Genomic DNA, 13378 nt, shown 5'->3' on the forward strand with positions numbered 1-13378 from the left:
TGAGTAGCCACGCCATGAGTGCAAAAGTTGCGACAGGAACACCACGACTGCACCGATAGTATTGAGGTTGTTATGATGCGATTATTGCTTTTGATTGCGTTGATTGGCGTTGTTTTGGGTATTCGTTACTGGCTGCGGCAATTAACTCCCGCGCAACGGCAGCAATTATGGCGCAGCTCCGCACTGTGGGGCGGCGGTGGTCTTTTGGTGTTGGCAATTATGAGCGGACATCTCAATCCGTTATTTGCGGCACTTCCCGCTCTGGCATTAGCACTGGCGCGATTAGAAAAAGCGTTGCATTTATTGCCGTTATTGCAACAAGTTTGGCAGTCAACGCGCTCTCATTCTAGCGTCGCGCCAGCGCAGTCACAGATGACGGATATGGAAGCACGTTCAATTCTCGGCGTTGCTATTGATGCGGATGTTGCAACCATTCGCGCTGCGCATCGCCGTTTAATGCAGCGCATTCATCCTGATCGCGGTGGTTCTGATTATCTTGCTGCGCAAATTAACGCCGCTAAACGTCACTTGTTAAAAGAATAAACACCGCAATGGCAGTCAAATCTCGCGCAGTTTATGTGTGCAATGCTTGCGGCTCACGCCAGCCGAAATGGGCGGGGCAATGCGCCGATTGTGGCGCGTGGAATAGTTTGGCGGAGGTTGCCGAAGCGCGGCGACCAGTGTTGCGGGGCGGCTACACCGGCACTTCCGCCACGCGCATCGAAACGCTCGCCGAGGTCAGCCCCGAAGAACGGGCACGCATTCACAGCGGCATCGGTGAATTAGATCGGGTGCTCGGCGGCGGCTTGGTCGCCGGTTCGGTGGTCTTGCTGGGCGGCGATCCGGGCATCGGCAAATCGACGTTGTTGCTGCAAGCCTGCGCTGCGCTCGCCACCACCTTGCCGGTGCTGTACGTCAGCGGTGAGGAATCGCCGCAACAAATCGGTCTCCGTGCGCGTCGCCTCGGTTTGACCGGCGGCTTGGCGGGCGATGGCATTCGGCTGTTGGCGGAAACCTGCGTGGAGCGCATTTTGGAACACGCCGCCGCCGAGCGCCCGCAGATCATGGTGGTCGATTCGATTCAAACGCTGTTTACCGAAGTGTTGCAGTCTGCGCCCGGCTCGGTGTCGCAGGTGCGTGATGCGGCAGCGCAGCTCGTTCGCTTTGCAAAACAACAGGATACGGTGGTATTTCTGGTTGGGCACGTCACCAAAGATGGCTCGCTGGCGGGGCCGCGAGTGCTGGAGCACATGGTGGATACCGTGTTGTATTTTGAAGGCGAGCACGGCGGCCCGTTTCGGATCGTGCGCTCGATGAAAAATCGCTTTGGCGCGGTCAACGAGCTGGGCGTGTTTGCGATGGGTGAGCACGGGCTGCGCGAGGTGAAAAATCCCTCGGCGATCTTTTTATCGCGCCATGAGCACGCAGTGGCCGGCAGTGTGGTGATGGTGACGCGAGAAGGGACGCGCCCGCTGTTGGTGGAAGTGCAGGCGCTGGTTGACGAGAGTCCGTTGGCAAATCCGCGCCGCGTCGCGCTCGGGTTGGATCAAACTCGGCTGTCGATGCTGCTGGCGGTGCTGCATCGACACGGCGGCATCGGGCTATTTAACCAAGATGTGTACGTCAACGTCGTCGGCGGGGTGCGTATCACCGAAACGGCCGCCGATCTGCCGCTGATCATGGCGGTGCTGTCGAGTTACCGCGACCGTCCGCTGCCGCTTGAGTTGGCCGTGTTTGGCGAACTCGGCTTATCTGGCGAGGTGCGACCGGTGCCCAACGGCGCCGAGCGGCTGCGCGAAGCGGTCAAACATGGCATCCGCCGTGCCATCGTGCCGCAAGGCAATGCGCCCAAAGATGGCGTCGAAGGATTGGAGATCGTCATGGTGCGCACCTTGTCCGAAGCACTTGCAGCGGCGAGTTAAAGTGCATATAACCAGCACCGACGTTGCGATATTTTAATAACTTTTACGGAATGAACAAAGATGGCTGAAACGATTGAAGAACTCACGGTGACTTATACTGAAGACGGTATTGAAACCACCAAAGAACTGGGCAAAGTCATATTATCAAAAGGGAGTTGGACGACCATCATTTTTCGCTATCAAGATTGGGATCGCGTTAAAGAAGAATACGGCGCGGAAAAATACACCATTCGCCGTTATCAAAAGCGCAACGGTGAATATCGGGCGCAGTCTAAATTCAACATTTCCAGTCGAGCGCAGGCGCAGGGAATTATTGATGCGTTGCAAAGTTGGTTGATTGAATGAAGCAAGCGATGACTCATCAACAGTATTCAGGAATATGCGCGTGCTTGAATTGATGTTTGCTGGCGGCTGGCTGATGTGGCCGATTGCCGCCTGTTCAATTATTGCGATGGCAATTGTATTAGAACGCAGTTGGAGTTTACGGCGCCGGCGGATTGTACCGCCAAAATTGCTGGCGGAAGTGTGGCAATTGCACAGCGCCCGTCAACTCACTGCTGAACGGATTCACGCCATTCGTTTGAATTCCCCGCTGGGTTATATGCTCGCGGCGGCATTAGCGAATCGGCAGCATTCGCGGGCAATTATGAAAGAAGCGATCATTGATAGTGGACGTCATGTGGTCGCTGATTTAGAACGCTTTTTGAATCCGCTCGGCACCATTGCTGCGATTACTCCGCTGCTCGGTTTACTCGGCACCGTGTTTGGCATGATTGAAATTTTCCGCGTCATTCAAAGTGCTGGAAATGGCAATGTTGAATTATTAGCCGGCGGCATCTCAGTCGCATTATTGACCACCGCTGCCGGATTATGCGTTGCGATTCCCGCATTGATGTTTCAACGCTATTTTGATGGACGTGTGGAACAATTAGCGATTGAATTGGAAGCGCAGGCATTACAATTCATTGAAATGCTATATGGCGAGCGTGAATTAGAGGACGAATTGACATGACGCTGCGCCAGCGCCGCCGTCCGCCAGTAGAAATCAACATTGCGCCATTGCTTGATGTGGTGTTTTTATTGCTGATTTTTTTCATGGTTTCCACAACTTTCAAAGAAGAAACGCGCTTGCAATTGCAATTACCGACGGCGGCGGGCGATCCCGTGACCACGCCGCCGACCGTGATTCGGATCAGCATTGACCACAACGGACAATTTTTTGTGAATGATCAAAGCGTTACCTCTCAACAAGCGTTGCCGCAGACGTTGCTGACACTCGTCAATGCGGCAACCGCACCGCCGCCGGTGGTGATTCAAGCCGACGCCCGCACGCCGCATCAAGCGGTAATCACCGCGCTGGAAGCCGCTCGCCACGCGGGTTTGAGCCGCATCGCCTTTGCCGCCACTGCCCCAGATCATCCGGCACCATGACGCCAGAATTCGTTTTAACTCCCGCCGCCGCGCACGCGGTATATCGCCGTTTATTGCATCACATCAAACCGTATTGGCGCATGTTTGCGTTTTCAATTAGCGGCATGGTGATTTTTGCGGCGACTGAACCGTTATTTGCGGCGCTAATGAAACCGCTGATTGATGGCAGCTTTGTTGAGCGCGATATTGATATGGTGCGCATGATGCCGCTGCTGCTCATTGGATTATTTTTAGTGCGCGGCATTGCCGGTTTTATTAACACCTATTTTTTAAGTTGGGTGGGACGGCGCGTGGTTGCCGATTTACGCGCCCAAATGTTTGCGCATTTATTACGCGCTCCGACCCGTTATTTCGATCAACACGGTGCGGGACATTTACTCGCTAAATTGACCTATAACGTTGAAAACGTTGCGAATGCTGCGACATCTGCCGTAACAACTTTGGTGCGCGATGGATTTACCGTACTCGGTTTAATGGCATTTATGTTGTATCTCAATGCCGGGTTATCGGTGATCTTTTTAATTATTGGGCCAGTGATGGCGGGCGCAGTGAAATACGCCACCAAACGGTTTCGCCGCCACAGTCGCCGCATTCAAGATCGCATTGGTGATTTAACGCAAGTCGCGCAAGAAGCAATTGATGCACAACGCCTTGTTAAAGCCTTTGGTGGGCAATTGCGCGAAGCCACGCGCTTTAATGCCATCAATGAAAAAACCCGCGTGTTGCAAATGAAAATGATCGCCACCGAAGCCGCGAGTGTGCCGCTGGTGCAATTGATTTCGGCAGCCGCAATTGCGGTGGTGGTGTATTTATCAACGATGCAGGGCTTAAAAGAAAATATCTCCGTTGGCACTTTCATGTCATTTGTGGTGGCGATGGGTTTATTATTGCCGCCTGTAAAACGCTTGACTTCAGTCAATGCGCAATTGCAGCGCGGTATTATTGCCGCCGAAAGTTTATTTGAATTGCTGGATGCGGATGAAGAAGATGATCGCGGTACGCGGGTGCTCACTCGCGCCGCCGGGCAAATTGACTATCGCGGCGTCAGTCATTCCTACGCGACGGATAAATTGCCAGCAATTCAAGACTTAAATTTGCACATTGCGCCCGGTGAAAAGGTGGCATTGGTGGGGCGTTCGGGCAGCGGTAAAAGCACGATTGCCAGTTTATTGCCGCGCTTTTATGATGCTAGTGCGGGTGAAATTTTATTAGATAACATTCCTATTCGAGAATTAACGCTGGCGAGTTTGCGGGCGCAAATTTCATTAGTGAGTCAAGAAGTCGTGTTATTTAATGATAGCATTGCGAATAACATCGGCTATGGCTGCGCCATTCCGCCGACGCTGGCGGCACTAAAACAAGTCGCTGCCAGTGCTCATGCGTTGGAATTCATTGAGGCATTGCCACAAGGATTTGATACCGTGATTGGTGATCGCGGGGTGATGTTATCGGGTGGGCAGCGCCAGCGGTTAGCGATTGCGCGAGCGATGTTAAAAGATGCGCCAATTTTAATTCTGGATGAGGCGACTTCAGCATTGGATACTGAGGCCGAGCGCCATATTCAAGCGGCGTTGAATGAATTGATGACGCAGCGCACGACCTTAATGATTGCGCATCGGTTATCGACAATTGAACACGCCGACCGCATTCTGGTATTGCATGATGGACGCATTGTTGAGCAGGGACGCCATGCAGAATTGCTGGCGCTGGGTGGCTATTATGCGCGGCTGCATCATTTAGGAATTTGAGCGCATAAAAAAGGGCAAAGTGAGTTCACTTTGCCCGTGCGTTTTGTAGCAATTGATTTTTACAAATCGTTATAACAAACCAAGCTGTAATCGCGCTTCGTCACTCATATTGTCTTGATTCCAAGGCGGACTCCACACCAATTCGACCTGCACCGCGCCCACGCCGTCCACTCGCGCCACCGCGTCGCGCACCATCAGCGGCATCATGCCCGCAACCGGACACCCCGGCGCAGTCAAGGTCATCTGCACCGCCACGTCGCCATCAGGGGCGATGTCGATGGTGTAAATCAAGCCCAGATCGTAGATATTCACTGGAATTTCAGGATCATAGACTTCGCGCAACGCCGCAATAATCGGCTCGCGCAACTCTTCCGCCGTCATCTGTTCGACTGCGACCGCCACATCCTGATCCACCGCATCATCCGGTTCTAATGTCGCTAACGCGGCGGCATCAGCGGCGGATTTGTCAAAAAAGCGGGTAAAACGCGCCAATCTGTTCATTGCAACCTCGCTTCAATCCCAAGGCGCGGACTCAAGCCGCTGCCCAACCTGTTCCGAGAGGTGCTCGCGGAGCGTTTCCGAGTGCAACGTGTGGATAATCTCGTCGGCAAAACCCAAACACAGCATCCGTCGCGCCAGCGCGGCCGAAATACCGCGTGAACGCAGATAAAACAGTTTTTCTGGCTCAATTTGCCCCACCGTCGTGCCGTGACTGCACCGCACATCGTCGGCGTTGATTTCCAACTGCGGCTTGGTGTCGATCTCGGCCTGCGGCGACAACAGCAGATTTTGATTCGACATCGCCGCATCGGATTTTTGCGCATCCTTGGCGACCACCACCCGCCCATCAAACACTGCTCGCCCCTTGCCGTAAATAATCCCCTTGAAGGTTTCGCGGCTGGTGCAATTCGGCACGGCGTGATTCACATCCAGATGATAATCAATGCGTTGGTCATCACCGGCGAGATACAACCCCCGCAAATCGCATTCGGCATGAGCGGCACAAAACTGGGTCAGCAACTCAGTGCGCGACCACCGCGACCCCAGCCCCAGATTGACGCTCTGATAACGACTATTTGCGTCTTGTCGCAGCGATAACCCACTGAGATGAAAAGCATTCTGGCTTTCAGTTTGGAGCCGCTCGTGCGTCAACACCGCGTCGCGTCCCAACTGAATCTCGATCACCGCGTTGGTGCAATACACCGCCGCGCCGAGGCTGACATACCGCTCAACCAGCGTCGCCTGCGCCCCGTCGCCGAGCACGATGAGATGATGCGGCTGCGCCACGCTCGGCTGATCTAAACCGATAGAAAGATGAATCAATTCAAGCGGTTGTGCCAAAATCGCCGCCCGATCCAGCCGCAGCACCAAGCCATCATCCAGCCCCGCCAAGTTGAGCGCCATAAACAGCGGCACCGTTGCCGGCTCTGCCGTCAGCAATACCCGCACCGCGTCGGGATCGTGCGCCAGCACATCGCGCAAACTGTCAAGGTGAACGCCCGGCGGCAGCGCCTCAGTCGCCGACAATTCCGGCGCATAGCGCCCATTGACAAACACCACGCGCCGACTCGCCAAACCGGGAATCAACACCTCGTCCAAATCATCGGGCTGGAGCGCCGTGATCGTCTCGTCAATCGGCACAAAGCCTTGTTCTAAAAGATGATTTAAGCTGGTGTAGCGCCAAGCTTCCGCATCCGGCGCGGCGATTTGCGTCTGCACCTGAGCGCGGGCGGCAGCCTGCAACGTCGCCAACCACGCGGGCGCAGCGGGCGCGAGCTGCGGCAGCCAACTCATCAATGCGTGATCCGTCATGCCGCCAGCCCTTCCGCGTCAATCCAACCATATCCCGTCGTTTCCAATTCCAAAGCGAGTTCTTTACCGCCGGAACGAATGATTTGCCCTTTTGCTAAAACATGCACGAAATCGGGCTGAATATAATCAAGCAAGCGTTGATAATGCGTCACCACAATCATCGACCGTTCGGGGCTGCGTAACGCATTCACGCCATCGGCCACAACGCGCAGCGCATCAATATCTAATCCCGAATCCGTTTCATCTAAAATCGCCAATTTTGGTTCCAACAGCGCCATTTGAAAAATCTCATTGCGCTTCTTTTCGCCACCCGAAAATCCAGCATTGACCGCACGTTTTAATAACGACTCATCGAGATGTAAAATCTTGAGCTTTTCTTTAATTAAACGCAGAAATGACACCGCATCCAACTCCGTCTCGCCCCGCGCTTTGCGAATGCTATTGAGAGCGGCTTTAAGAAAATAAGTGTTGTTCACGCCGGGCAATTCAACGGGATATTGAAAAGCGAGAAATAAACCCAAGTGCGCCCGTTGTTCTGGCTCCAGCGCCAATAAATCTTGCCCGGCAAACGTCGCACTGCCGCCAGTGACCGTATAGCCATCGCGCCCGGAAAGCACATGCGCCAAAGTACTTTTACCGGAACCATTGGGCCCCATGATGGCGTGAATCTCGCCGGGGTTCACCGTCAAATTCAATCCTTGCAAAATCTCTTTTTCACCAACGGTGGCGCGCAAGCCATTAACAACTAACATTGATATGCTCCGAATAAAAGACTGGGTGCAACAGTGAATCACGCAATGCGCATTAACCCACCGCACCTTCTAAACTAATGCTCAGGAGCTTCTGCGCTTCGACCGCAAACTCCATTGGCAGTTCATTAAACACTTCCTTGCAAAATCCATTCACGATCATGGAAACCGCATCTTCTTCTGTCAAGCCCCGCGAGCGGCAATAAAACAATTGATCGTCACTGATTTTTGAGGTGGTCGCTTCGTGCTCCATATTCGCCGTTGGCGTTCTCACTTCAATATAGGGCACGGTATTCGCAGTGCAGCGATCACCAATTAACAACGAATCACATTGCGTATGATTGCGTGCGCCTTCAGCGCGTTGCCCAATGCGCACCAAACCGCGATAAGTTTGCTGTCCCTCACCCGCTGAAATACCTTTAGAGACAATTGTCGAACGGGTATTTTTACCGATATGAATCATTTTGGTGCCGGTATCGGCTTGCTGGCGTCCTTTTGTCACTGCAACCGAATAGAATTCACCCACCGAACCCTCACCGCGCAATAAACAACTGGGATATTTCCAAGTAATTGCCGAACCTGTTTCCACTTGCGTCCATGAAATTTTAGCGCGAGCGCCCCGACAATCACCGCGCTTGGTCACGAAATTATAAATGCCACCTTTTCCTTGTGCATCGCCGGGATACCAATTCTGCACGGTGGAGTATTTCACTTCCGCATCATCCAACACAATCAATTCAACTACCGCTGCATGTAGTTGATTTTCATCGCGTTGCGGCGCAGTGCAGCCTTCAAGATATGATACATAAGCGCCCGCTTCGGCAACAATTAAAGTGCGTTCAAATTGTCCGGTATTGCGGGCGTTAATCCGAAAATAAGTACTCAATTCCATTGGACAGCGCACACCTTTGGGCACATAAACAAAGGTGCCATCACTGAATACGGCAGCATTCAATCCCGCATAAAAATTATCGGTATAGGGGACGACAGAACCGAGATATTTTTGAATGAGATCGGGATAATCATGCACTGCTTCGGAAATTGAACAGAAAATAACGCCAACTTCTGCCAGCGATTTACGAAAGGTGGTGGCAACGGAAACGCTATCAAACACTGCATCAACTGCAATTCCCGCCAATACCTTTTGTTCTTCCAAAGGAATACCGAGTTTTTGATAGGTTTCTAATAATATGGGATCAATCTCATCGAGACTTTTTGGCGCATCTTCTGGACGTTTGGGAGCGGAAAAATAAGAAATCGCTTGAAAATCAATTTTGGGATAATCAACTGCGGCCCAATTCGGTTCGGTCATAGTCAACCAATGCCGATAGGCTTTTAGACGCCATGCCGTCATAAATTCCGGTTCACCCTTGCGCTGCGAAATCGCCCGCACCACTGTTTCATCCAAACCGGGCGGAAAGGTATCGGAGGCTATTTCAGTCGTAAATCCATGTTCATATTCAGATTTAACGAGGTCATTGACGGCTGTGGTGGAGGTCATCGCGCTGTGTGGCTCCGCTGTACTTGAGTTGATTGCTTGGTTTTTAATATACGCCCGTTGGCGCTTGAATCAAGGTGATTGCGTACTGGCGTTGCGGCGCTAAAACCGCGCTGTTATTGCAATGCCGCGCTGAATCACCGGGCGAGATGATATGCTGAGTGATGGTCAGGTCATACAACTATCGCGTGCGCTTTCTGACAAACTGCTGCAATTAGTCGTGGTTTGCAAACATCGCGCCAAAAAATACCGCCGCCCTGTAATATAGAAGCGACGGTAAATGCTTATCACATCAAGCCGGAACGCAATCGCAGTTCAAGAACCAGATTTTTTTGCCTTCTTCTCTGCCTTTTTTTCCTTCATCGTTTTCGCGGCTGGCTTCTTGGTTTCTTTCTTTTTATCTTCGCCTTTGCTCATGTGCATATCCTCAAGTTGCTATTGACAGTAATTCCAACGCTCTCAAGCAAAAAACGATTGTGTATTCCGATAATTTCCTCCTTCTTTCAGAGTTGACTTAGCGTGATATAACACTTCAATTGGCAGTGAACAACCAGCGCCACTGTCATTCAAAGTGCGAGGATGACAGTCATTTATGCTACAGTTCAAACCTACTTTTTTTATAGCGGAGAATTTTACTATGTTACACCCGCAGCGTTTGCTCTTTCCCAGCGCAATGATCCTGCTCATTTTTCTCAGTGGCTGTCAAATGTCTGCCGTGAAACAACGGATTGAGCCATTGCTCGCCAAGCTATCGCCACGTCCGCCAGCGCTGCTGCCAATTGCGGCGCTGGATGCTGCCTGCGTCAGTCGTTGTGCGCGGGCGCAAACCCAGTGCGAAAAGCGCCAGCAGCTCCGTGAAACCGAATGTCAACAACAGTTTAGTCCCACGCAAACGCAGCACAACGATTGTATTGCCAACCAACAACCGGGATGTTTACAAGCGGTTGCTTGTTTGGGTGCGGATTTGAGCCTTTGCAAGACCCAACACCAAGAATGTTTGCGCACTTGCCCGCCTATTAAAACGCCACCGCCAGCCGCCGCTCCTACCGCTGCACCCGCGCCAGCACGTTGAGAGGATTATCGGCTAGACAACACGCACAGCGGCACCTTCATTTCCGCCGCGCTGAGGCCGCCGTGAACGCCAATCTGCGTGTAGGATTTTTCACTGAGCAAGTGATCGCGGATGACGCGGGTGCCGCGTGGCAGCAGGCAATAATCACCCACGCGATCATCAAAATGCGGATGCGCCGCGCCCAAACCGAAATATCCCGCTTCAATCAATGTTTGGCTCGCCACCATCGTCACCTGCTCACCCAACACTTGCTGACAATACTCCTCAAACTGGCGCACACGCCCCGCTCGCACATAACAAAACGCAGCGCGGGGTTCGCCGCACAACGGCAGCAACAAACTGTCAGCAAGCTCAGGATGATCAGCCAGCATGATCTGATCGGCGGCAGTGGTGTCGATTTGACCATGATCGGCGCTCACCAGCAGCACGGTATTGGTTCCCGCTGCCGCCGTCATCAAGTCGGCAATTTCGCGCTCCAGCGTGTGCAAATGGGCGATTGCCGGAGTGCTGTTGATGCCGTGTTTATGCCCGATGCTGTCAAGCGATGGCCAATAGGCGTACACCAACTGGCGCTTTTTTCCTCGCGGACGGCGCAGCACCTGCCGCAAGTGGCGAAATAAATCCGCCAGCCCCTCATAACCAACGAGGTCAGCGCGACCACGATGGGCGAGATTGAAATCGGAGGTGGCGATGAATTGCGGCGTCACGATCACGCTCGGCGTGGTCAAGTGGTCAAATACCGGCGGCGTTGTGAACAGCAGCGCCGGTTCGACGCCAGCGGCCTGATACGACTGTCCGCCATAACGCGGCCTGCCGGTCAACACCGTCATCACGCAGCCCAGCTCGCGCAAATAAGTGAACCAGCCGGTGATGCCATGTTGCAGCGGGGCGACGCCGGTGAGATAGGTGGTGATCGCTGCCGCCGTCGTCGACGGAAAGACGGAAGTCATCACTTGGGCGCAGTGCTGCTGCAAGATGCCCGTCGGCGCGTGTTGCGCCAGCCAGTCCGCGCCGAGACCATCAATCACCAGCAGCACCACATTCGTCGCGCTCGCCAACAGTTCTGGTGCCAGCCCGGTCAAGGGCGGCGCGGTCGCTTGCCCGCCGTGCGCGTGCAAAATGCTGCTCATCAGGTTGACGATGCTGCCGCCCTGATAGTCCGGCGCAGTGTGGGCAGCCATGAATGGAATAGTGGATGGGTAAGTAACAGCTTGCAATAATCTATACATATCTACATAAATCTGTACTTATTAGGAGTTACGCAGTTGGATTTCTAAATGTTTGATTTTATTGAAGTAAGTTTGTGCGCTGCACAATAGCACTTCCATAAAAATCAACAACTTAACTTTCAACTGCGTAACTCCTACTTATGGAAAAAATTAGGTGAAAGCGTGTTACGCTTTAACCAAGAAAGTGAAGGGGATCAAACCGTCGAGCGAAAACCAAGCTCAAGATTGTAAAACTTCATTTTCGTATCGAAAGACATGGTCTGGACACGTTACAGCCGAGACCTTAAATGCACACCAGAGCAAAGTTAGACCATCGTTTCATCATGGCTTTTGTGTTGACGGTGTGAATATATCAAAGCGAGATTTGTACGCTTTTGTATAGATTTTGTTAGATATTTAGTAGCGGATTAACATCGACGCTCTCGAACGTGCATGGTACAAATCTTCATCAATTGAACCGCCGTTGTAGATGATTGTTTTTAAACCCTTTTCGTAAACCCTAACCATCGCGGTTGATGGTTCACGACAGGTGCAGGCTCAGTCCTTCGCGGACTCCGTTGGAAAGGTCAAGAAATGCAACTGTGAACGCCAGCGGTTGCCACTTTCGTCAGGATTTAAGGAACGCAGTGATGAGTTATCTGCTGCGCGTGCTCCTGACATGACAAGCCTTTTCAACGTTGCCGAGGCAAACATGACCCCAGCAATGGGAGATCGTTCAGAAATGAACACCAATTGATTGTCAGTATTAAACAGCTCGCGTCTCACTCCAGCGCGTCTAAACGCGCTGGAGTGATTCATGCCGGTGAACAAACAACACTGACTTGGCAGCAAATGTGAATAAAACAGCTACAGTTAGCTAACCGTCGTGGCAAAACGACACAGCTTAGGGTGACGCGAGATCATGGGGACGCTTGACTTGCATGGGGTGCGCATTTTGGTCATTGACGACAGCAAAACGATCCGGCGCACGGCAGAAAATCTGTTGCTCAAAGCCGGCTGCGAGGTCTGCGTGGCCGAAGACGGTTTTGAAGCGTTGGGTAAAATCGTGACCTTTAAGCCGGAATTGGTGTTCGTGGATATTATGATGCCGCGTCTGGATGGGTATCAAACGTGCGCCTTAATTAAAAGTAATCCGGCGCTGCGTCATACGCCAGTGATTATGTTATCCAGTAAAGATGGTTTATTTGATCGGGCGAAAGGACGTTTAGTCGGTGCGCAGCATTATTTATCCAAACCGTTCACGGGTGAAGAATTGCTGCAAGCAGTGCAAGGCAATCGACTCGGCGCGGGAACGGATGCGCCCATATTGCCTTAAATAGCACATTAAAAGTCAAAATGATGAGCAGTCACGCAGTCGCTTTGAATTGCCAACCGCTGATGTTATCCGCCCGGATTGTGATTGGCATCATTCCCATTTTTTTATACTCCACGCGCCATCATCATTCCCCACATCGCGCCATTCTTCATTGAATCAGTTTGCAGGCACTCAGAAGATGAAATTGTTACATCCCAATGCGCAAGCATCCGAACAACCTGCTGGTGCTGCGCCCTCAAAAACGGTGTTGGTGGTTGACGATTCACCCACGGAAACACGCATCTTGGCGACCTTGCTGACCAAAGCTGGGTATCAAGTTGAGGTCGCTACCAACGGCGAAGAAGGCGTCGCAGCAGCGCGGCGCTTGCATCCAGATATGATTTTGATGGATGTCATCATGCCGATTTTGAATGGATTTCAGGCAACGCGGATGCTGCGCAGCGATGCCGCCACCGCCGAGATTCCAATCATCATGGTGACGACCAAAGATATGCAGACGGATCGCACTTGGGGGCTGCGGCAGGGAGCGAATGATTATCTCGTCAAACCAGTGGATCGTCAGATGCTGCTGGAGCGGATTCGGCTCCTGCTCGGTGCCTGAC

At 52.5% G+C, this 13378-nt stretch carries 15 protein-coding genes; 9 read left to right on the forward strand and 6 right to left on the reverse strand.

Annotated elements, in window-relative coordinates; all coding sequences use genetic code 11:
* Nucleotides 1–72: 72 nt before the first annotated feature.
* From CKO12_RS05515 to msbA, 6 genes are read left to right on the forward strand one after another with little or no spacing between them, the layout of a single operon-like run.
* A complete protein-coding gene (locus CKO12_RS05515; RefSeq protein WP_200153729.1) occupies nt 73–543 on the forward strand; it encodes a J domain-containing protein in 471 nt (156 codons plus the stop codon).
* Nucleotides 544–551: 8 nt separating this feature from the next.
* Nucleotides 552–1922 carry a DNA repair protein RadA gene (gene radA, locus CKO12_RS05520; RefSeq protein WP_200153730.1) on the forward strand — a complete coding sequence of 457 codons (1371 nt, stop codon included), beginning with the start codon at nt 552–554 and terminating at the stop codon, nt 1920–1922.
* A 60-nt stretch (nt 1923–1982) separates the two neighbouring features.
* Nucleotides 1983–2267, forward strand: coding sequence for a hypothetical protein (locus CKO12_RS05525; protein ID WP_200153731.1), 285 nt, complete (start codon nt 1983–1985; stop codon nt 2265–2267).
* 40 nt (nt 2268–2307) lie between these two features.
* On the forward strand, nt 2308–2934 hold the full coding sequence (locus CKO12_RS05530; RefSeq protein ID WP_200153733.1) for a MotA/TolQ/ExbB proton channel family protein: 627 nt from the start codon (nt 2308–2310) through the stop codon (nt 2932–2934).
* The gene (locus tag CKO12_RS05535; RefSeq protein WP_200153734.1) at nt 2931–3353 is read left to right on the forward strand and encodes an ExbD/TolR family protein; all 423 of its coding nucleotides are present in this window, start codon (nt 2931–2933) and stop codon (nt 3351–3353) included. The genes CKO12_RS05530 and CKO12_RS05535 overlap by 4 nt, the downstream gene beginning before the upstream one ends.
* Complete coding sequence (gene msbA / locus CKO12_RS05540) at nt 3350–5101, forward strand: lipid A export permease/ATP-binding protein MsbA (protein WP_200153736.1); 1752 nt, start codon at nt 3350–3352, stop codon at nt 5099–5101. The genes CKO12_RS05535 and msbA overlap by 4 nt, the downstream gene beginning before the upstream one ends.
* 69 nt (nt 5102–5170) lie before the next feature.
* Here the strand turns inward: msbA and CKO12_RS05545 are convergent, their stop codons facing one another.
* The 4 genes from CKO12_RS05545 to sufB are packed head-to-tail and all read right to left on the reverse strand — an operon-like array spanning nt 5171 to nt 9163.
* A complete protein-coding gene (locus CKO12_RS05545; protein WP_200153738.1) occupies nt 5171–5602 on the reverse strand; it encodes an SUF system Fe-S cluster assembly protein in 432 nt (143 codons plus the stop codon).
* Between the two features lie 12 nt (nt 5603–5614).
* Nucleotides 5615–6913, reverse strand: coding sequence for a Fe-S cluster assembly protein SufD (sufD, locus tag CKO12_RS05550; protein WP_200153740.1), 1299 nt, complete (start codon nt 6911–6913; stop codon nt 5615–5617).
* Nucleotides 6910–7665: a Fe-S cluster assembly ATPase SufC gene (gene sufC / locus CKO12_RS05555; protein ID WP_200153741.1), complete on the reverse strand. Its 756-nt coding sequence runs from the start codon at nt 7663–7665 to the stop codon at nt 6910–6912. The genes sufD and sufC overlap by 4 nt, the downstream gene beginning before the upstream one ends.
* 52 nt (nt 7666–7717) lie before the next feature.
* Nucleotides 7718–9163, reverse strand: coding sequence for a Fe-S cluster assembly protein SufB (sufB, locus tag CKO12_RS05560; RefSeq protein WP_200153742.1), 1446 nt, complete (start codon nt 9161–9163; stop codon nt 7718–7720).
* 703 nt (nt 9164–9866) lie between these two features.
* Between sufB and CKO12_RS05565 the strand changes: the two genes are divergently transcribed.
* Nucleotides 9867–10232 (forward strand): hypothetical protein, encoded by a 366-nt coding sequence (locus CKO12_RS05565; protein WP_207146275.1) that lies wholly within the window; start codon nt 9867–9869, stop codon nt 10230–10232.
* Nucleotides 10233–10237: 5 nt separating this feature from the next.
* Here CKO12_RS05565 and CKO12_RS05570 read toward each other — a convergent pair whose 3' ends face one another.
* The gene (locus CKO12_RS05570; protein WP_200153805.1) at nt 10238–11413 is read right to left on the reverse strand and encodes an alkaline phosphatase family protein; all 1176 of its coding nucleotides are present in this window, start codon (nt 11411–11413) and stop codon (nt 10238–10240) included.
* 585 nt (nt 11414–11998) lie between these two features.
* On the reverse strand, nt 11999–12259 hold the full coding sequence (locus CKO12_RS14650; protein ID WP_207146276.1) for a hypothetical protein: 261 nt from the start codon (nt 12257–12259) through the stop codon (nt 11999–12001).
* Between the two features lie 103 nt (nt 12260–12362).
* Here CKO12_RS14650 and CKO12_RS05575 point away from each other — a divergent pair, with 103 nt between their 5' ends.
* Nucleotides 12363–12776, forward strand: a complete 414-nt coding sequence (locus tag CKO12_RS05575; protein ID WP_200153745.1) for a response regulator — start codon at nt 12363–12365, stop codon at nt 12774–12776.
* A 178-nt stretch (nt 12777–12954) separates the two neighbouring features.
* Nucleotides 12955–13377 carry a response regulator gene (locus CKO12_RS05580; protein ID WP_200153746.1) on the forward strand — a complete coding sequence of 141 codons (423 nt, stop codon included), beginning with the start codon at nt 12955–12957 and terminating at the stop codon, nt 13375–13377.
* Nucleotide 13378 lies beyond the last annotated feature (1 nt).

It is taken from the genome of Chromatium okenii (assembly GCF_016583745.1).
Taxonomy (GTDB): Bacteria; Pseudomonadota; Gammaproteobacteria; order Chromatiales; family Chromatiaceae; genus Chromatium; species Chromatium okenii.

Coding starts and splice junctions, on each gene's coding strand:
- CKO12_RS05515 (WP_200153729.1), top strand. CDS start 73: ATGATGCGATTATTGCTTTTGATTGCGTTGATTGGCGTTGTTTTGGGT.
- radA (WP_200153730.1), top strand. CDS start 552: ATGGCAGTCAAATCTCGCGCAGTTTATGTGTGCAATGCTTGCGGCTCA.
- CKO12_RS05525 (WP_200153731.1), top strand. CDS start 1,983: ATGGCTGAAACGATTGAAGAACTCACGGTGACTTATACTGAAGACGGT.
- CKO12_RS05535 (WP_200153734.1), top strand. CDS start 2,931: ATGACGCTGCGCCAGCGCCGCCGTCCGCCAGTAGAAATCAACATTGCG.
- msbA (WP_200153736.1), top strand. CDS start 3,350: ATGACGCCAGAATTCGTTTTAACTCCCGCCGCCGCGCACGCGGTATAT.
- CKO12_RS05545 (WP_200153738.1), bottom strand. CDS start 5,602: ATGAACAGATTGGCGCGTTTTACCCGCTTTTTTGACAAATCCGCCGCT.
- sufD (WP_200153740.1), bottom strand. CDS start 6,913: ATGACGGATCACGCATTGATGAGTTGGCTGCCGCAGCTCGCGCCCGCT.
- sufC (WP_200153741.1), bottom strand. CDS start 7,665: ATGTTAGTTGTTAATGGCTTGCGCGCCACCGTTGGTGAAAAAGAGATT.
- sufB (WP_200153742.1), bottom strand. CDS start 9,163: ATGACCTCCACCACAGCCGTCAATGACCTCGTTAAATCTGAATATGAA.
- CKO12_RS05565 (WP_207146275.1), top strand. CDS start 9,867: ATGTCTGCCGTGAAACAACGGATTGAGCCATTGCTCGCCAAGCTATCG.
- CKO12_RS05570 (WP_200153805.1), bottom strand. CDS start 11,413: ATGGCTGCCCACACTGCGCCGGACTATCAGGGCGGCAGCATCGTCAAC.
- CKO12_RS14650 (WP_207146276.1), bottom strand. CDS start 12,259: ATGAATCACTCCAGCGCGTTTAGACGCGCTGGAGTGAGACGCGAGCTG.
- CKO12_RS05575 (WP_200153745.1), top strand. CDS start 12,363: ATGGGGACGCTTGACTTGCATGGGGTGCGCATTTTGGTCATTGACGAC.
- CKO12_RS05580 (WP_200153746.1), top strand. CDS start 12,955: ATGAAATTGTTACATCCCAATGCGCAAGCATCCGAACAACCTGCTGGT.